The sequence below is a fragment of the Cellvibrionales bacterium genome, from assembly GCA_016713115.1.
Classification (GTDB): Bacteria; Pseudomonadota; Gammaproteobacteria; order Pseudomonadales; family UBA7239; genus UBA7239.
The window spans coordinates 961,537-981,656 of record JADJPU010000001.1 but is presented as its reverse complement, the minus strand read 5'-3'; the positions used below and the strand labels follow the sequence as shown (position 1 = coordinate 981,656).

10 protein-coding genes and 1 pseudogene are annotated in these 20,120 nt (G+C 53.1%); 7 read left to right on the top strand and 4 right to left on the bottom strand.

Features of this window, described 5'->3' with window-relative positions:
* Positions 1-23: 23 nt before the first annotated feature.
* Positions 24-749: a cytochrome P450 gene (locus IPK30_04690; GenBank protein ID MBK8102581.1), complete on the bottom strand. Its 726-nt coding sequence runs from the start codon at positions 747-749 to the stop codon at positions 24-26.
* Positions 750-773: 24 nt separating this feature from the next.
* Positions 774-1,235 carry a hypothetical protein gene (locus IPK30_04685; protein MBK8102580.1) on the bottom strand — a complete coding sequence of 154 codons (462 nt, stop codon included), beginning with the start codon at positions 1,233-1,235 and terminating at the stop codon, positions 774-776.
* Between the two features lie 235 nt (positions 1,236-1,470).
* Between IPK30_04685 and IPK30_04680 the strand changes: the two genes are divergently transcribed.
* The 7 genes and pseudogenes from IPK30_04680 to IPK30_04650 all read left to right on the top strand — a co-directional run bounded on the left by IPK30_04680 (position 1,471) and on the right by IPK30_04650 (position 16,987).
* Positions 1,471-2,871, top strand: a complete 1,401-nt coding sequence (locus IPK30_04680) for a zinc-ribbon domain-containing protein (GenBank protein MBK8102579.1) — start codon at positions 1,471-1,473, stop codon at positions 2,869-2,871.
* Positions 2,872-2,875: 4 nt separating this feature from the next.
* A complete protein-coding gene (fis, locus tag IPK30_04675; GenBank protein ID MBK8102578.1) occupies positions 2,876-3,169 on the top strand; it encodes a DNA-binding transcriptional regulator Fis in 294 nt (97 codons plus the stop codon).
* A gap of 97 nt (positions 3,170-3,266) precedes the next feature.
* Positions 3,267-4,838, top strand: coding sequence for a bifunctional phosphoribosylaminoimidazolecarboxamide formyltransferase/IMP cyclohydrolase (gene purH / locus IPK30_04670; GenBank protein MBK8102577.1), 1,572 nt, complete (start codon positions 3,267-3,269; stop codon positions 4,836-4,838).
* Between the two features lie 12 nt (positions 4,839-4,850).
* A complete protein-coding gene (gene purD, locus IPK30_04665; GenBank protein ID MBK8102576.1) occupies positions 4,851-6,143 on the top strand; it encodes a phosphoribosylamine--glycine ligase in 1,293 nt (430 codons plus the stop codon).
* Positions 6,144-6,186: 43 nt separating this feature from the next.
* Entirely contained in the window at positions 6,187-8,520 is a 2,334-nt protein-coding gene (locus tag IPK30_04660; protein ID MBK8102575.1) for a response regulator, read from the top strand.
* A 140-nt stretch (positions 8,521-8,660) separates the two neighbouring features.
* A pseudogene (locus tag IPK30_04655) lies at positions 8,661-9,805 on the top strand (IS3 family transposase).
* Between the two features lie 87 nt (positions 9,806-9,892).
* On the top strand, positions 9,893-16,987 hold the full coding sequence (locus IPK30_04650) for a thrombospondin type 3 repeat-containing protein (GenBank protein ID MBK8102574.1): 7,095 nt from the start codon (positions 9,893-9,895) through the stop codon (positions 16,985-16,987).
* A gap of 70 nt (positions 16,988-17,057) precedes the next feature.
* Here IPK30_04650 and IPK30_04645 read toward each other — a convergent pair whose 3' ends face one another.
* Positions 17,058-18,545 (bottom strand): AAA family ATPase, encoded by a 1,488-nt coding sequence (locus IPK30_04645; GenBank protein ID MBK8102573.1) that lies wholly within the window; start codon positions 18,543-18,545, stop codon positions 17,058-17,060.
* Between the two features lies 1 nt (position 18,546).
* Positions 18,547-20,040: an anthranilate synthase component I gene (locus IPK30_04640; GenBank protein ID MBK8102572.1), complete on the bottom strand. Its 1,494-nt coding sequence runs from the start codon at positions 20,038-20,040 to the stop codon at positions 18,547-18,549.
* Between the last annotated feature and the right edge of the window lie 80 nt (positions 20,041-20,120).

Genomic DNA, 20,120 nt, shown 5'->3' with positions numbered 1-20,120 from the left:
TCAATCAAGTGAAACAATAACTTTTAGTGAGGCTTGAACTTGATAACGACCTTGCCCCAGCCAGACAAATGTTCGCCGTAGAGGCGTTCGCACTGCTCGGCTACTACTTCAAAATCCGGTGCTGCTTTCAAGATTTCTTCGACGAGGATGCAACCCATCAATACGCCCAAGTGCAAGCCGAGGCATTTGTGGCCGCCATGACCAAACATCAGACTCTTTTCAGTCGGTTGACGGTACAAATCGAACTTGTCTGGGTTCGGGTGCACGGTTTCATCGCGCTCGGCCGAGGCGTACAAGAACAGTAGTGGCTGACCTGCCTTGATCTGAGCGCCATTGAGCTCAAAGTCGCGCTTGGCTACCCGCGCCAGCATGTTGGTCGGTTGGTCGTAACGCGCAGTTTCCAGAAAAGCTTTGCGCGCCAGATCAAATTTGCCCGTTTTCACCTCGGCCAATACAGCCGCTTTTTGTTCAGGATTGTTCTGTAAATTCCAGAAAGTGCCGGCAACGGTAATCGGTGTGGTTTCTGAGCCGACGACTAGCAGCGAGAACAGGTAGAACATCATCTCTTCGTCGCTCAAACTGCGGCCGTCTACGCTCGCATCCAAGAAGATCTTGGTGTAGCGCTGTGCCAGTGCAGGGTCATTGCGCAGTTGATAGACATACTGTCCAAAGTAGCCAAACAGTTGGCCTGCCGCCGCTTGGTTGCGCTCAGAACCGCCACCTATTTGACCTTCTTCGCGATGCAGCATGTCGTCGATCAACGCGCGCCATTTCTAGGCATCTTCGCGTGGCAGCCCGAGGTTGTGGCCGGCGTTGATACAAGTGACGCGGTTAGCCAGCTCGCTGTAGATATCAAACTGCCCTTTTTTCAGCAGCGGAGCCAACAGCTCTTGGGTCAGGGCACGCAGACGGGCTTCCTGTTCTCTCACGCCTTCTGGCGTAAATTCATGGCGAATCAGGCCGCGCCATTTGCGATGCTCTGGTGCGTCCATGGTCATAAAGGTAGATGGCACAGGCTCGCCCAACAGCACTTGGCCCGGTGTTTGACCTTTGGTGAAGGTGCAGTTGTCATCCACTTTGCTGCTCGCATCCCAAATATCCTGGAAACGCGCCAGCGCCCAGCCGTTGTATTTGGGCATAAAGTGCGGCTTGTCCTCTTTACGCATGGCGGCGTAAAAGGGATACGGATCCTTCATGGCTTCGTGTGAATAGGGATCGTAGTCAACTGTGCTCATAGAAGTCTCCAATTTCGGAATGGGTGTTGCGGCATTGTGCCGAAACTAATACATGGCGACCAGACAGTGACTGTATTTGTCTTGCGATAAATCAAAGCGACAAATATCGTAGGTTTGTGGAGCTGCTCACAGAATAGCTGTGCAAGAAATATACAACGCAGACAAACCTGCCTACACTATGCGCAACCAGAATTTACACGCTTTTACAGAGAACGACAGGGAAATAAGGATACGCATGAGCAACATGGTGACCCGCTGTCCTCAGTGTCATACCTCGTTTCGGGTGACAGAAGAACATTTGAAATTGGCCAATGGCGCCGTGCGCTGTGGTTCTTGTCTGCTGGTGTTCCAAGCGCGCGAGCATTGGGTCAGCCCCAATAATGTGCCTGCGGCCGCGCCGGCTGCTACAGACACACCATCAAACAAATTTCGCCTTGACCAATCCGCGCTGGAAAGCATGGCGCAAACCCATGCATCACACAGCGAGGCTCCATCGAGAAGTGTCGCGCCTGACGATGGCTTGCTGGGCGATAACGGTCGACCGAGCAAAGCTTTTGATTTAAGTGCGGCGATTAAAGATTTGCCAGCCAGTGACTTTGAGCAGAAAAAAATTGCCGATATTGGCGATGACGAAAAAATCAGCGATGACACTTTTTTAGAAGACGATGAACCTGTCATTACGCCGTCCAAACCCATTATCAATGAAAATAACTTTGGCGATCCTGACGATGATTACGGCAGCGTGTTCGACGATGTGGTTGATGAGCAGGCGGCAGAAATCATACAAGACCAAGCGTTTGACATAAGCGACATTGGCGAATTTATTGACGATGAAAGCATACAGCGCGACAGTCGTACGACGGCTGCAGATGAGTCGTGGGCCAAAGATATTTTAGAAGAGGAAACCCGCGCGGAAAAACCGGCACCAGTAGATTTGAACAGTGTCGAAGATGTGCGTGATGTTCTGCAGGACTTTGCCAACCCGGTAGAGGACACAGCGGGCAGCGATCTCGGTTTTGGGCAACGCGATCCGTTTGCCGCCAGCGAATTGGGTAGCACACAGCGCGGTGGGCATCGCGCAGAAATGATTGCGCACATTGACCCGCTGCCGGTGGATTTATTGTCCACGCGCGCGGGTCGCGTGCAAAAAGATTGGAAAACAACCGCACTGTTGGGCTCGGCTATCGCTTTGCTGAGCGTGATGTTGTTGGTGCAGTACACTTTTTTCAATTTTGAGCGTTTGGCGCGCACCAGTACCAGTCGCCCAATGATGCAGACGGTTTGCAGTGTTTTTGGCTGCGAGTTGCCTGTGGTAGAAAATTGGCGCTACATAAAAATTCAAAATTTGGTGGTGAGAAAACACGCGCAAATTTCTAATGCCTTGGTGATTGATGCCATGTTGCTGAATGCAACCGAGCAGCCACTGCTCTTTCCAGAGTTAGATATCTATTTCAGTGATCTGGCGAAAACGCCCGTCGCCAGCCGTCGTTTCAAACCGGCGGAATATTTGTCAGGTGAGTTGAGCGGGCAGACGATAATGCCGCCGGGCAGACCGGTGCATGTTGCACTGGAGATCGTGAATCCGGGTGACGCAGCGGTAAATTGGAGCATGTTGGTGGCGGGTAATGTTGAGTAAGCGTATGGAGTTGGTTGCGCCAACAAGTGAAGAAGTAACGGAAGCCAGTGCGCCGGTAGTGGCTCTGAATCCGCAGACTATCCGCTGTTGTGTTGAACAAGCGCTGCGCAATTATTTTAGCCATCTCGATGGACATCCCGCTTCTGATATTTACCAAATGGTATTGGCAGAAGTGGAAGCGCCATTGCTGGAGGTTGTGCTGGAATACACGCGCAATAATCAATTGCGCGCCGCAGAAGTGCTGGGATTGAATCGCGGTACATTGCGAAAGAAACTCAAGCAGTACAATATGCTGTAGGAGAAAAACAGATAGCCAAAGGGAGGCGAGAGCCTCCTTTTTTATTCACATTTTTATTCGCGTTCTTTGTTTTTATAAGTTGTTCATCGAGGTATTTATGTCAGCAGTCACTCCTGTTCGTCGTGCACTGATTTCTGTTTCCGATAAAACAGGTATTGTTGAATTTGCGCAAGGATTGGCAGCGCGTGGTGTGGTGTTGCTATCTACCGGCGGCACCTACCGCTTGCTGCGCGACAACAACATTGCAGTGACAGAAGTGTCGGAACACACGCAGTTTCCTGAAATGATGGACGGCCGCGTAAAAACTCTACACCCCAAAATTCACGGCGGCATACTCGGTAGACGCGGGCAGGATGATGCGGTGATGCAAGAACACGGTATCGCCCCGATTGATTTAGTGGTGGTGAACTTGTATCCCTTTGCGCAAACCGTAGCCAAGCCAGATTGTTCGCTAGACGACGCCATTGAAAATATCGATATCGGCGGCCCAACCATGGTGCGCGCGGCAGCGAAAAATCACGCGCATGTTGGCATTGTGGTGAACAGCGGTGATTACGCGCGTGTGCTGGTTTCTTTGGATGCGGATAAAGGTCTGACGCACGCATTGCGTTTTGATTTGGCGGTGAAAGCATTTGAGCATACGGCACAATATGATGGCATGATCGCCAATTATCTCGGCGCGCGTGTGAATGATGATGTAGAAAAATTTCCGCGCACCTTCAACACGCAGTTGATCAAAGCGCAGGATTTGCGTTATGGCGAAAATCCACATCAAGCAGCGGCGTTTTATGTGGAAGCTACGCCGCGTGAAGTCAGTATTGCCTCGGCAAAACAACTGCAAGGCAAGGAGCTGTCTTACAACAATATTGCCGACACCGATGCCGCACTGGAATGCGTAAAAAGTTTTGTGAAACCTGCCTGCGTAATTGTGAAGCATGCTAACCCCTGCGGCGCGGCGGTGTCTTTAGACGGCATAGGTGCAGCTTATGATTTAGCTTACGCTACCGATCCCGAATCCGCTTTCGGCGGCATCATTGCGTTTAATCGCGAGTTGGATGCGGCGACGGCAAAAGTGATTGTGGATCGTCAATTTGTTGAAGTGATTATCGCGCCGTCCGTTGCAGAAAACGCCTTGGCAGTTTTGGCAGCCAAACAAAATGTGCGTGTGTTGGTGTGTGGTGAGTTGCCTAGCCATCGCATCGAACAAATGGATTGGAAGCGCGTCAATGGCGGTCTGCTGGTGCAGAACCTCGATATCGGCATGATCAAAGACAGCGATTTGAAAGTGGTGACCAAACGCGCGCCGACTGAAACAGAAATTCACGATCTCATTTTTGCGTGGAAAGTGGCGAAATATGTGAAGTCCAATGCGATTATCTATGCAAAAAATCGCCAAACCATCGGCATCGGTGCAGGGCAGATGAGCCGCGTTAATTCAGCGCGTATCGCGGCCATTAAAGCTGAACACGCAGGCTTGGTTGTGCAAGGCGCGGTGATGGCATCGGATGCGTTTTTCCCTTTTCGCGATGGCATCGACAACGCCGCCAAAGTGGGTATTAGTTGCGTGATTCAACCAGGTGGTTCCATGCGCGATGAAGAAGTTATCGCCGCTGCCGATGAACACGGCATGGCGATGGTGTTTACCGGCATGCGTCACTTTAGACATTGATGGAATAGAAAAATGAAAATTTTAATTCTTGGCTCTGGTGGCCGCGAACACGCGCTGGCGTGGAAATGTGCGCAAGATGCGCGCATCACAAAAGTGTTTGTTGCGCCGGGCAATGCGGGTACCGCCACAGAAAACAAATGTGAAAATATTGCGTTGAATATTTTGGATAACAATGCATTACTTGCGTTTGCCAAAGAGAATGTGGATCTCACGATCGTTGGTCCAGAAGCGCCGCTGGTAAATGGCGTGGTGGATGCGTTTAGTGCAGCCGGATTAAAAATTTTTGGCCCTACGCAATACGCTGCGCAATTGGAAGGCTCCAAAGCCTTTGCCAAAGATTTTCTCGCGCGCCATAACATTCCCACGGCGTTTTATGCGGTGTTTACGGAAGTGGATGCTGCGCTAGCCTATGTGCGCGAAAAGGGCGCGCCGATTGTTATCAAAGCTGATGGTTTGGCGGCGGGCAAAGGCGTGATTGTGGCAATGTCGCTGGCAGAAGCTGAAGACGCGGTGCGCGATATGTTGGCTGACAACAAATTTGGCACTGCCGGCGCGCGCGTGGTGGTGGAAGAGTTTCTCGCCGGCGAAGAGGCCAGTTTTATTGTGATGGTGGATGGCAAAACGGCACTGCCGATGGCGACCAGTCAAGATCACAAACGCGTAGGCGAGGGCGATACCGGCCTCAACACCGGCGGCATGGGCGCTTATTCGCCAGCGCCCGTGGTTACGCCTGCTGTGCATGAGCGTGTGATGCGCGAAGTAATCGAACCCACCGTGCGTGGTATGGCGGCAGAAGGCCACACTTACACCGGCTTTTTATACGCAGGCTTGATGATTGATGACAGCGGCGCGCCGAAAGTGATCGAATTCAATTGCCGTTTTGGCGACCCAGAAACCCAGCCGATCATGTTGCGCTTGCAAACCTCATTGCCGGTTTTGGTAGAACAAGCATTGGCAGGGCAGCTGGATAAAGCACAGGCGGAATGGGATCCACGCCCTGCATTGGGCGTAGTATTGGCTGCGGGTGGTTATCCGGGCGATGTGGCTAAAGGCGCAGTGATCCAAGGTTTGGCTACTGCGGTGGCGAACGCCAAGGTCTTTCATGCCGGTACGGCAATGAAAGACGGCGCGGTGGTCACACAGGGTGGCCGCGTATTGTGTGCCACGGCTTTGGGACAAACAGTAGCCGAGGCGCAGCAGACTGCGTACCATCTGGCAGACGGGATTCGTTGGGACGGCATGTTCATGCGCAGGGATATTGGTTGGCGTGCGATTGCGCGCGAACGCGCAAGCACTGAGGTCTGACGAAACAGGAATTCATCAAGGAGCGGCCTTGCCGGATATGGCTATGAAACATTGCATACCGTGGTTTGCAGTTGTTGTTTGGATGTTGTTTTCTCAATCGTTGATCGCGGCGCCGCTGGTGGAAATTAACAGCGATGCGGTGCGGTTGCCGCTATCGCCTTATATTGATGTGCTGGAAGATAAAAGTGGCGACCTCACCATTGATGATGTGGTTTCTGATCGCTATGCGTATCAGTTTTCGCCAGCGTCTATGGCGGAGTTGTATTTCGGTTACACCACCTCGGCGTATTGGTTGCGCTTTACGATAGAAAATCAGCGCGACGAAGAAATGCGCTTCATTCTGGAAGCTTCGCCCGCTGATATCGATTATGTCGATCTCTATGTTATCGACTCGCAAACAGGACAGCTGCACAAACACAGCAAATTAGGATCAGCCACACCGTACACGGATCGCGCATACAACTATCCCATCAGTTTGTTTAATTTGGATATTGCTGGGCACGCGGCCTATACCTATTTTGTGCGCGTGGAGTCTGACAAAGCGGTCAATGTACAGCTGCTACTCAGCACGCCGCATGAATACATTACAACAGTGAGTCAACAGGAATGGTGGCAGGGTTTTCTGCTGGGCGGACTGTTATTTTTGGCGTTGGTGCATTTTGGTGCTTTCGCTGTTTATCGATTCCGTGCGTTTTTGTGGAATGGTTTTGTTTTGTTGTCCATGGCAGCTATTCAGATGGCATGGCACGGCTATTGGTTGCCATGGTTTGATAGTAGTGAAGTGTTGCTGGATCATCAAATCACAACCCCTGTTTTTTTAGTGGGGGTGTTTGGCTCGCTGTATGTGCAGAGTTTGATGAAAACGCGCAAACGCGTGCCGTGGCAGCACCATGTGCTCACAACGGTTGCTGTACTGAATTTGATCGGAGCTATTGTCAATTGGTTTATTCCGCCACATATCAGTGCGGTGATGGCCTCTGTTCTTGCCTCATTTGGTGTAATTTTTATTTTTGGCGTCGCATTGCATGCCAACATGGAGGAATATGTGTTGGCGCGCCATTTTATTGTGGTACGTGCGATAACGGCCTGCGTAGCATTAATCGCTATTTTTAATGTGAATGGCTTGTTGCCGCAGGGAGCCTTTTCTTCTTGGGGTGTGGCGGCGACCATTATTTTTGAAACGCTGGTAATGTTCATTTCTACAATGGCGTACCGTGCTGAAAGGCTGCGTGATAAGGCGGAGCGGTCTCCTGCAGTTGAGGAAAAGAAAATCGAAGTTCGCACATTGGTCAATCTGTCAGATATTTGTCATGAATTGCGCACACCGATCAGCGGGGTGTTGGGAATGGCTGATTTGTTGATGTCCGGCAATATGACCGATCAACAACGCAACCAAATAAAAACCATCCATAACTCTGGCTTAATGTTGTTGGATGTTACAAACAGATTGTCGGATTTATCTTCCATTGAGCGCGGCAATGTGGATGTGAATAGTGCGCCTTTTGAGTTGACGGGATTGATTGAATCATGCGTTGAAAACTGCCGTGGTCGCGCTGAAGTTGGCAAGGTCGAGCTTATTTATCATATCGACAGCAGTATTGTTGGTTTCGTAAAAGGCGATCAGGAAAAAATACAGCATGTCATTGTTAATTTGCTGCAATTTGCACTGCGCAATGTTGAGCAAGGCGAAGTGGTGCTGAGTGCGAAGACTGTGGAGGACAATCAAATTTTGTTTGAAATTCACTCCGACCAGAACACATTAATGGATCGTCATCATGCTGCCCGCACGCGAGAACTGCACTCCAGTGATAACCTCAATTTAACTATTGCAGAGCAATATTTGTATCTGATGGGTGGAAAATTCAACATGCAATTGTTCGCTAATGGTGGCGCAATTATTGAGTTCAGTTTGCCGTTGGATGTACATTCCAGTCCGGCACATCCAACAGAGGATGCTTTGTCGCTACAGGGACGGCGTTTGTTAATTGTGGATGACAATGTGACCTATTGTTCCATTGTTGAGCAGCAAGCCACGCAGTGGGGCATGATTGTCCAGTCCGCGCATGGCGGCACAGAAGCATTGGCGATTTTGCGTTCACATACCAATACCGATGAGTTGTTTGATATTGCGTTAATTGACTTTGAAATGCCGATGATGAATGGTTTGGAAGTTGCGGCGCATATTCGTGAAGATCAAAAGATCAACAGCAAAAAAATGATCATGATGATGCTGACGGGTGTGAGCCGCGCGCCGAGCAAACAAGCGCTAGAAAATGTCGGTATTCAACGCGCACTGTACAAACCGCTCAGCGGAAAAAGTTTGAAACAGGCGCTGCAATCGGCATTGGCCCAGCACCTGCAGTCTGCCCGACAATAAGAGTATGCTACGTATCGATTCCCCTCGCCTCTCTTGTGAGGCGGAGAGTGCGTATTGTGGTAAAGAATTGTGTAGTGGTCTAATGATTCCGGACACTCTTATGGGCAGTAAACTGCTGCCCGATACAGAGGTGCTCCATAATGACCAACAGAAGAAGCTTTTCCACCGAGTTCAAGCACGAGACGGCCTGTCTGGTGCTGGATCAGGACTACAGCATACGGGAAGCCTGTGATGCAGTGGGCGTTGGCGAAACAGCCGTACGCCGCTGGGTTGATCAGCTGACAGATGAACGACGAGGCAAGACGCCTGCCAAGTCCCGTGCCATGACACCCGACCAGCAACGAATACAGGAGCTGGAAGCCAGGATCCGGAAGATTGAACGGGAGAAAGAAATCCTAAAAAAGGCTACAGCTCTCTTGATGTCGGACTCTTTCAATCGGTAACGATGATTGACGCATTGAGCGAGCATTACCCGGTAAGTGAACTGTGCAAAACTTTTGGCGTTCACCGCAGCAGTTTTTACGATGGCAAGGCACAGCGTGATCGCGTGGATACAAAACGCGAGCAACTGCGTGAACAGGTTGTCAGTATCCATGAGGAAAGCCGTGGGTCTGCTGGAGCCCGTACGGTGTCGGCGCGTTTGCGTGAAGACGGTTTTGATGTGGGAAGGTATATGGCACGCAGTTTGATGCGGGAAGCCTGTGTTAGCAGCAAACAAGCACGTAAACACCGCTATAAAATCGCGGAAGATGAATCGCGTATCGCACCAAACCACCTTGATCGCGCCTTTGAAGTTGATCAACCCAATCGCGTATGGTGTGGTGATGTGACGTACATCTGGGCAGGTACACAGTGGATGTATCTGGCTGTGGTGATCGATCTGTATGCGCGTCGCGTTGTCGGTTGGGCGGTGTCAACGAATCCGGATTCTCAACTCACTGCGCAAGCATTACGCATGGCGTTTGAAGCACGTAATAAACCCAAAGGCGTGATGTTCCACTCGGATCAGGGCTGTCATTACACGAGCCTGGTATTTCGTCAGGTGCTGTGGCGTTGCCGGCTCAAGCAGAGCATGAGCCGTCGTGGAAATTGCTGGGATAATGCGCCAACAGAGCGATTCTTCAGGAGCCTAAAATCAGAATGGATACCCCAATATGGTTATCAGAATATCCAGGAAGCCAAAGCCGATGTGCTGCGTTACGTGAACCGTTATTACAACCATGTGCGGTTGCACAGTTACAACGGCTACAAAACCCCGGTGGCTATGGAGCTTCAGGCTGCATAAAAACCTAAACCCGTGTCCGGTTTTACTTGACCACTACATTGGCCTGTGAGATGATCAAAGGATAAGCATAGATATCGCAGGCTCAGCATGATTCTTACCTGGTTTTCCGGTAACACGCACATTTCAAACCAATCAGTCTTGCACGGCATATTGCTGCTGGCGGCGCTGGCGTTCAGCCCGCTAGCCAGTGCCGCTCCCGCAATAACCGGCCTCACTATTTCAAACAATACAGCGGGTACGTGGGGAGATAACACTGCGCCAGAGCCGGATTGCCCTGCAGCAGGCGCCTGCCCTGGTATCACATGGAAGGATGATTCTGCTTTCAGCGTTCCCAATGGCAGGAGTGAGTGGAATTCCAGCACAAGCAGTAATTTTACCGGTACTACGTTTACTTCTCGATACGCGAACCAGTTGCGTTCCAAGTCACAAGTGTCTATCAACATCAATCTTTACTATCGGCCCAGTTATCTGGTGACTGTGAATATCACCGGTTCGGGCAACTGGAAACTTGATCTCGGCATTCTGCGTAAGGGAATTATTCAGGCTGTCGATAATGGCGGCAACAACAGGCGAATCGAAGCTAAAGCAGTTACCACTTCACTGTCTGGCGATACGCTTGATAGTGGAAGTCTGGCGCTGCCAACAACCGGTGTGCTTAACACTTCTGTCACTACACCAATCAACCAGAACAATAGCGCTGTTGTTACCGGTAATGGCCCGGCTACTTTGCAGTTCACTATTTCGTATGACATCGACACCCACATCCGTGGTGGTGCTTTTGCCAATGATTCCGTGTGCTGGGTGGGTGGTCTGGCAGATCAGGGCTCATCCATTGACTGTGATCCGGCTGAAGCAGCCGATCAAGGCGTTTTCCTGACAGGTACATTAACGCCAGATACCGACAGTGATGGCATTGCCGATGCTAGTGACAACTGTCCGCTCGTTGCGAATCCATTGCAGGAAGATACCGATGCGGATGGTATCGGTGACGCGTGTGACTCGACACCGAATGGCGATACGGATGGTGATGGCATTGATAACCTGTCAGACAACTGTCCGGCTGTCGCGAATCCGTTGCAGGAAGATACCGATGCGGATGGTATCGGTGACGCCTGCGACAGCACGCCGAACGGTGACACCGATGGTGATGGCATTGATAACCTGTCAGACAACTGTCCGCTGATTGCGAACCCGACGCAGACCGATACCGACGCGGATGGCATCGGTGACGCCTGCGACAGCACGCCGAACGGTGACACCGATGGTGATGGCATTGATAACCTGTCAGACAACTGTCCGCTGATTGCGAACCCGACGCAGACCGATACCGACGCGGATGGCATCGGTGACGCCTGCGACAGCACGCCGAACGGTGACACCGATGGTGATGGCATTGATAACCTGTCAGACAACTGTCCGCTGATTGCGAACCCGACGCAGACCGATACCGACGCGGATGGCATCGGTGACGCCTGCGACAGCACGCCGAACGGTGACACCGATGGTGATGGCATTGATAACCTGTCAGACAACTGTCCGCTGATTGCGAACCCGACGCAGACCGATACCGACGCGGATGGCATCGGTGACGCCTGCGACAGCACGCCGAACGGTGACACCGATGGTGATGGCATTGATAACCTGTCAGACAACTGTCCGCTGATTGCGAACCCGACGCAGACCGATACCGACGCGGATGGCATCGGTGACGCCTGCGACAGCACGCCGAACGGTGACACCGATGGTGATGGCATTGATAACCTGTCAGACAACTGTCCGCTGATTGCGAACCCGACGCAGACCGATACCGACGCGGATGGCATCGGTGACGCCTGCGACAGCACGCCGAACGGTGACACCGATGGTGATGGCATTGATAACCTGTCAGACAACTGTCCGCTGATTGCGAACCCGACGCAGACCGATACCGACGCGGATGGCATCGGTGACGCCTGCGACAGCACGCCGAACGGTGACACCGATGGTGATGGCATTGATAACCTGTCAGACAACTGTCCGCTGATTGCGAACCCGACGCAGACCGATACCGACGCGGATGGCATCGGTGACGCCTGCGACAGCACGCCGAACGGTGACACCGATGGTGATGGCATTGATAACCTGTCAGACAACTGTCCGCTGATTGCGAACCCGACGCAGACCGATACCGACGCGGATGGCATCGGTGACGCCTGCGACAGCACGCCGAACGGTGACACCGATGGTGATGGCATTGATAACCTGTCAGACAACTGTCCGCTGATTGCGAACCCGACGCAGACCGATACCGACGCGGATGGCATCGGTGACGCCTGCGACAGCACGCCGAACGGTGACACCGATGGTGATGGCATTGATAACCTGTCAGACAACTGTCCGCTGATTGCGAACCCGACGCAGACCGATACCGACGCGGATGGCATCGGTGACGCCTGCGACAGCACGCCGAACGGTGACACCGATGGTGATGGCATTGATAACCTGTCAGACAACTGTCCGCTGATTGCGAACCCGACGCAGACCGATACCGACGCGGATGGCATCGGTGACGCCTGCGACAGCACGCCGAACGGTGACACCGATGGTGATGGCATTGATAACCTGTCAGACAACTGTCCGCTGATTGCGAACCCGACGCAGACCGATACCGACGCGGATGGCATCGGTGACGCCTGCGACAGCACGCCGAACGGTGACACCGATGGTGATGGCATTGATAACCTGTCAGACAACTGTCCGCTGATTGCGAACCCGACGCAGACCGATACCGACGCGGATGGCATCGGTGACGCCTGCGACAGCACGCCGAACGGTGACACCGATGGTGATGGCATTGATAACCTGTCAGACAACTGTCCGCTGATTGCGAACCCGACGCAGACCGATACCGACGCGGATGGCATCGGTGACGCCTGCGACAGCACGCCGAACGGTGACACCGATGGTGATGGCATTGATAACCTGTCAGACAACTGTCCGCTGATTGCGAACCCGACGCAGACCGATACCGACGCGGATGGCATCGGTGACGCCTGCGACAGTACACCGAACGGTGATACCGACAGTGATGGCATTGATAACCTGTCAGACAACTGTCCGGCTGTCGCGAATCCGCTGCAAGAAGATACCGATGCCGATGGTATCGGTGACGCGTGCGACTCGACACCGAATGGCGATACCGACGGTGATGGCATTGATAACAATACAGATAACTGTCCGCTGATTGCGAACCCGACGCAAACTGATACCGACGTGGACGGCATCGGTGACGCGTGTGACTCGACACCGAATGGTGATACCGATTCTGATGGCATCGATAACAACAGCGACAACTGTCCGCTGATCGCGAATCCATTGCAGGAAGATACGGATCTGGACGGTATCGGTGACGCGTGTGACTCCACACCGAACGGTGATACCGATTCTGACGGCGTGGATAATTTGAGTGACAACTGTCCGCTGATTGCGAACCCGACGCAAACTGATACCGACGTGGACGGCATCGGTGACGCCTGCGACAGTACACCGAATGGTGATACCGATTCTGACGGCGTGGATAATTTGAGTGACAACTGTCCGCTGATTGCGAACCCGACGCAAACTGATACCGACGTGGACGGCATCGGTGACGCCTGCGACAGTACACCGAATGGTGATACCGATTCTGACGGCGTGGATAATTTGAGTGACAACTGTCCGCTGATTGCGAACCCGACGCAAACTGATACCGACGTGGACGGCATCGGTGACGCCTGCGACAGTACACCGAATGGTGATACCGATTCTGACGGCGTGGATAATTTGAGTGACAACTGTCCGCTGATTGCGAACCCGACGCAAACTGATACCGACGCGGATGGCATCGGTGACGCCTGCGACAGTACACCGAACGGTGATACCGACAGTGATGGCATTGATAACCTGTCAGACAACTGTCCGGCTGTGGCAAATCCGCTGCAAGAAGACACGGATCTGGACGGCATCGGTGACGCCTGCGACAGTACACCGAACGGTGATACCGACGGTGATGGTGTCGACAACAATGCTGACAACTGCCCAGCAGTCGCGAACCCGACCCAGACCGACACCGACGGTGATGGCACGGGCGATGCCTGTGATACCACCCCGAACGGCGATACCGACGGCGACGGCGTGGATGAAAATGCCGATAACTGCCCAGCGGTCGCGAACCCAACCCAGACCGACACCGATGGTGATGGCGTGGGCGATGCCTGCGACAGCACCCCGAACGGCGATACTGACGGCGACGGCGTGGATGAAAATGCCGACAACTGCCCAGCAGTCGCGAACCCGACCCAGACCGACACCGATGGTGATGGCGTGGGCGATGCCTGCGACAGCACCCCGAACGGCGACACCGATGGTGACGGCGTGGATGAAAATGCCGACAACTGCCCAGCGGTCGCGAACCCAACGCAGACCGACACCGACGGCGATGGCACCGGTGACGCGTGCGACAGCACCCCGAACGGCGACACCGATGGTGACGGCGTGGATGAAAATGCCGACAACTGCCCAGCGGTCGCGAACCCAACGCAGACCGACACCGACGGCGATGGCACCGGTGACGCGTGCGACAGCACCCCGAACGGCGACACCGACGGTGACGGCGTGGATGAAAATGCCGACAACTGCCCAGCGGTCTCCAACCCAACGCAGACCGACACCGACGGCGATGGCACCGGTGACGCGTGCGACAGCACCCCGAACGGCGACACCGACGGTGACGGCGTGGACAACGCGACGGACAACTGCCCAGCAGCAGCAAACCCTGGTCAAGAAGATGCCGACGGTGACACGATTGGTGATGCTTGCGACACGACCCCGACCGGCGACACCGACGGTGACGGCGTGGACAACGCGACGGACAACTGCCCAGCAGTAGCAAACCCTGGTCAAGAAGATGCCGACGGTGACACGATTGGCGATGCCTGTGACACGACCCCAACCGGCGACACCGACGGTGACGGCGTAGACAACGCCACCGACAACTGCCCAGCAGTAGCAAACCCTGGTCAAGAAGATGCCGACGGTGACACGATTGGTGATGCTTGCGACACGACCCCGACCGGCGACACCGACGGTGACGGCGTGGACAACGCGACGGACAACTGCCCAGCAGTAGCAAACCCTGGTCAAGAAGATGCCGACGGTGACACGATTGGCGATGCCTGTGACACGACCCCAACCGGCGACACCGACGGTGACGGCGTAGACAACGCCACCGACAACTGCCCGGCGGTCGCAAACCCTGCCCAGACTGACACCGATGGCGATGGCACGGGCGACGCGTGCGACAGCACCCCGAACGGCGACACCGACGGTGACGGCGTGGATGAAAATGCCGACAACTGCTCAGCGGTCGCGAACCCAACACAGACCGACACCGACGGTGACGGCACGGGCGACGCTTGCGACAGCACGCCAACGGGTGATACCGACGGCGATGGCGTGGACAACGCGACCGACAACTGCCCAGCGGTATCCAACCCTGCACAGACTGATACGGATGGCGATGGCGTGGGCGACGATTGCGATGCGTTCCCGAATGACCCTACCGAAACTACCGACGATGATGGCGATGGTGTAGGTGACAACGCAGACAACTGTCCTGCTGTTGCTAATGCAGATCAGAAAGACACGGACGGTGACGGTGTAGGTGATGCCTGCGATGCGGATCCTTATGACGCGGATCCTGGTGTGTTGATGCGCAAATGGGGCGAGTTTAAGAAAGACACCTTCGGCATCTCAGTGGCCAATGCCGGTGATGTGGACAACGATGGCATCAATGATGTCGTGGTTGGCGCCCATCTGTGGGATAAACCCTTGCCCCCGAGCACCAAAAAGCTGAAATCTGCCGGTCGTGTGTATGTGTACTCCGGTCGCGATGGCAGCGAGCTATTTAGCGCTGCGCCGCTGACGGGCGAGAAGAGCAACGACTGGTTCGGTTATAGCGTGGCCGGTGCGGATGTGAACAATGATGGCTATGCCGATATCATCGTCGGCGCTCCGAAAGCCGATGTGACCATCACTGTTGAAGGTAAAATCAAAGTGTTGAAAGACGCTGGCAAGGTGTATGTGTTTAACGGTCAAACCGGCGCGCTGATGGCTAGTGCGCAAGGTACGGCGGCGGGCGACAACTTGGGCTGGTCGGTGGCAAACGCTGGCGACACGGACAATGATGGCAACCCCGATGTAGTGATCGGTGTGCCGAAAGCGGATATTGCGGTTGTCGACAGCAAGCCGCTGAAAGACGCTGGTCGCGCTCTGGTGTGTTCAGGGGCAGATTTGGCGGCAGCGGTTGATTCGAGTGCCAATGCCTGCGATGTTGCTTCCTCGTTGTTCCCTATCAGCGGCGACACCGCTGGCGACAGTTTGGGCAGTGCGGTTGCAGGTGCCGGAGATGTAGATGGTGACGGTCATGCAGATGTGCTGGTTGGCTTGCCAAAAGCAGATGTTGCCGGTAAGAAAGACGCAGGTGCCGCCGTGGTGTACTCGGGCGCTGACGGCACCGAGTGGGTGCGTGTCAGTGGTGAAAACGCCGGTGACTGGTTTGGTTATAGCGTTGCCAGTGCGGGCGATCTCGACGGCGATACCAAGGCAGATATCGTCGTGGGCGCTTACCGCCACACCGTGACCAATGTCACTACCGGCAAACCGATGAAACAGGCGGGTGCGGTATACGGCTACTCCTGTGTCAATGCAGGCATCCCCTGTGTGCGTATTCTCGCGAAAAACGGAGAAGCCGCAGGTGATCGCTTGGGTTGGAGCGTGGCGGCCGGCGGCGACATCGACAACGATGGCCAGCTGGATGTGGTGGCTGGTGCGCCAGGCCGCGACAGAACGCTGCCGCCCGTGCCACCCAAAACCAAAGGCAAAGTGCTGAAAGATGCAGGTGCTGTATATTTGTTGAACGGCGCAACCGGCGTATCAATCGACGAGCCGGTGCTGGGTGTGCGCGCGAAAGATAACCGTGGGCTCTACTTGGCAAACGGTGGTGATGTGAACTTGGATGGTTACAGCGACATCATCACTTCAGCGCCAAAAGCAGATACGCAGATGTGGGTGCAGAAGAACCCGGCTAAACCAGCCAAGCTGAAGAATATCAAGGATGTGGGTTTTGTGGAGATCATCTCCGGCAGAATCGCCAGCGGCAACTGACGGCAAGCTGTTACAAAAAGGGCATCAATTGATGCCCTTTTTTATTTCCTGACGAATAGGAGATGTTTGTTTAATCATCAGAGACGGTGCGATCTTCTGCCCAAGCGCGCAAGGCGGTGATGCTTTCTGCCTTCACAATGGCAATGGGTTTGGTGTGTGATAGTTCATCCAAAACTGCTGATGTTTGCAGCTGTTGTTGTTGAGCTTGTGCGGAGTAGGTGGCTGCCACTATCGCTTGCTCAATTTCTGCGCCAGAAAAACCTTCGGATGCCGCAGCAAGTATCGGCAAATCAAACAAACTTGGGTCGTGCTTCCGTTTGATGAGATGGATCGCAAAAATTTCTTCTCTCACTTTAGGCTTTGGAAGGTCGACAAAAAAGATTTCATCGAGACGGCCTTTACGAATTAACTCAGTCGGTAAATTGGCAATATTGTTTGAAGTTGCCACGATAAAAACAGGGCGCTGCCTTTCAGACAGCCATGTTAAAAAAGTACCAAGCACACGCTGGCTGGTGCCATCATCATCGTTCTTTCCTGCGATGCCTTTTTCAATTTCATCAAGCCACAATACGCAAGGCGCCATGTTGTCAGCGAGCTTTAAAGATTCGCGCAGATTTTTTTCAGATTCACCGTAGTATTTGTTGTATAGGGCGCCAAAATCTAAGCGCAATAATGGCAAGCTCCACAAACCAGCTACCGCTTTGGCGGCGAGACTTTTACCGCTTCCTTGTACGCCGAGCAACAAAATACCTTTTGGTGTATCTACGGTATTGGATGGCGTTAGGAAGGCGTGTTGTCTTTTATTAAGCCAGTGCTTTAAATTTTCTAAGCCGGCGACTTGTGCAAAACTCTCTGTGCTGTATTCGTATTGCAGAACACCATCCACATCCAGTATTTGCATTTTATTTTTGCTAATTAACGGAAGATCTTGATGAGAGATGATGCCATCAACATGAATAAATTGCCGTGCCAGTTTGCGAACATCAGCTGGTGGTAAGCCGCGCAAATGCATGATGATGCGATCTAGTGCGAGCTTGTCAGTTTTGATGCGGGCCTGCTGATTTTTTTGACACCAAGCACTCGCTTCTTCACGAATGATAGCAAGTATCTCGTCGTCACTGGGAGTAGATAATTCAAACTCGGCAGCGTAGCGGCGCAGTGCTGGCGGCAGCGGTACTTCATGACCTAGCAGTACGACAGTGCGATTGATACTGTCATATTGCAGTAAGACATCTTTTAACAAACGCACGGTTTTTGGGTGTTCATTGTTTAAAAAACTTTGCGTGTCACACAGTACAAACAATCCTTTACTGCGTGTGCGTTTGATGGCGAGCAGGGCGGCATCGAGATCTGTAAGTTGTTCACCCTCGGTCTCTCCGATGCTGAAGCCCATAGCGCGCAATCCATCCGTGACAGACCACACTTGCATCGGCAAAGTGCGCGTGTTGCTTGCCTGCATCAGCAAATCCAACACGCGCGTTTCTTCGTGTGATTGAATAATAATAAGTGGCGTATGTGAGTCGATAATTAATCCAAGTTCGTGCGCATCGTCTCGCATATTATTTTCCCGCCAACACCATCGCTGCCGCGCGAAATACCGCGCGCCCTTTGTTCATGGTCTCATCCCATTCCGATTGCGGCACCGAATCGGCAACAATGCCCGCACCCGCTTGGATATACAGTTTTTTGTCTTTGATAACAGCGGTGCGAATGGCGATGGCGGTATCCATATTGCCGCTCCAACTGAGATAGCCAATTGCGCCGCCATAAATACCGCGTTTTTCCATTTCGAGTTGATCGATAATTTCCATGGCGCGAATTTTTGGTGCGCCAGATAAAGTGCCAGCGGGCAGCGTAGCGCGTAGCACATCCATAGCATCTAGGCCGTCACGCAATTCTCCGGTGACATTGGATGTGATGTGCATAACATGCGAATAGAGTTCCACCACCATTTTTTCTGTCAGTTGTACGCTACTGGTCTTGGCGACGCGACCGACATCGTTGCGCCCTAAATCAATCAGCATTAGATGTTCGGCAATTTCTTTGGGGTCGGCCAGCAAATCTTCTGCAAGTGCGCGATCTTCTTCGGCGGAATTGCCGCGTTTGCGCGTACCTGCGATTGGCCGCACGGTGACGGCGCCATTTTCCAAGCGCGCCAAAATTTCTGGGGAAGATCCAGCAATGTGAAAATCACCACAATCTAAAAAATACATATAGGGTGATGGATTCAAACTGCGCAAGGCGCGATACAAATTTAAAGGCTCCGCATCGAACGGTAGCGACATGCGTTGCGATAACACCACTTGCATGGTATCGCCTGCCAAGATGAATTCTTTGATAGTGCCGACAGCATTTTTGTATGCGGTTTCGCCAAATGAAGAAACAAATTGCTCTTCCAATTTGGCATCTGCCGGCGCAGCGAGTGCAATTGGTGGTAATGCGGGTGTTGCTGTGGCGAGTTGTGCTTGCAAAATATCCAAGCGCTGTTGCGCTAGAGCAAGCGCATTTTCTTGTGCAGTATCGGCATGCACAATCAACAAAATACGACCGGATAAATTATCAAACACCAACACTTCTTCAGACAGAAGTAACAAAATATCTGGTGTGCCGAGCGGGTCTTGCTGTGGTTGCGTTTTTTGCAAATGCGGCTCGACATAGCGCACCGTGTCATACGCAAAAAAACCGACCAAGCCGCCGGTAAAGCGCGGCAAGTTAGGTAACTCGGCTACGCGATACTGCGCACGAAATTGTTCGATAAACGTTAGCGGATCTGTACATTGCTCGTGCTGTAATACTTTGCCATCGCGCTGCACGGTAATCGTGTTGCCGCGCGCGATGAGTTGGGTGCGGCAGGGTAGGCCGATGAAAGAATAGCGCCCCCATTTTTCGCCGCCCTGTACGGATTCCAGCAAATAGCTGTACGGTTGGCGCGCCAGTTTTAAGTAGCAGGAGAGCGGTGTTTCTAAATCCGCAAACAACTCGCGCACCACAGGAATACGGTTGTAACCTTGTGCAGTGAGTGTGGCGAAATGTTCAGATGTTAAAGTGTGCATGCTAAAACCTCGATCGCTGCTCAGTCTAAGCGATCAGCAAAACAACACCAAGAGTCGTATTTTGTGAAAGCACACGCCGC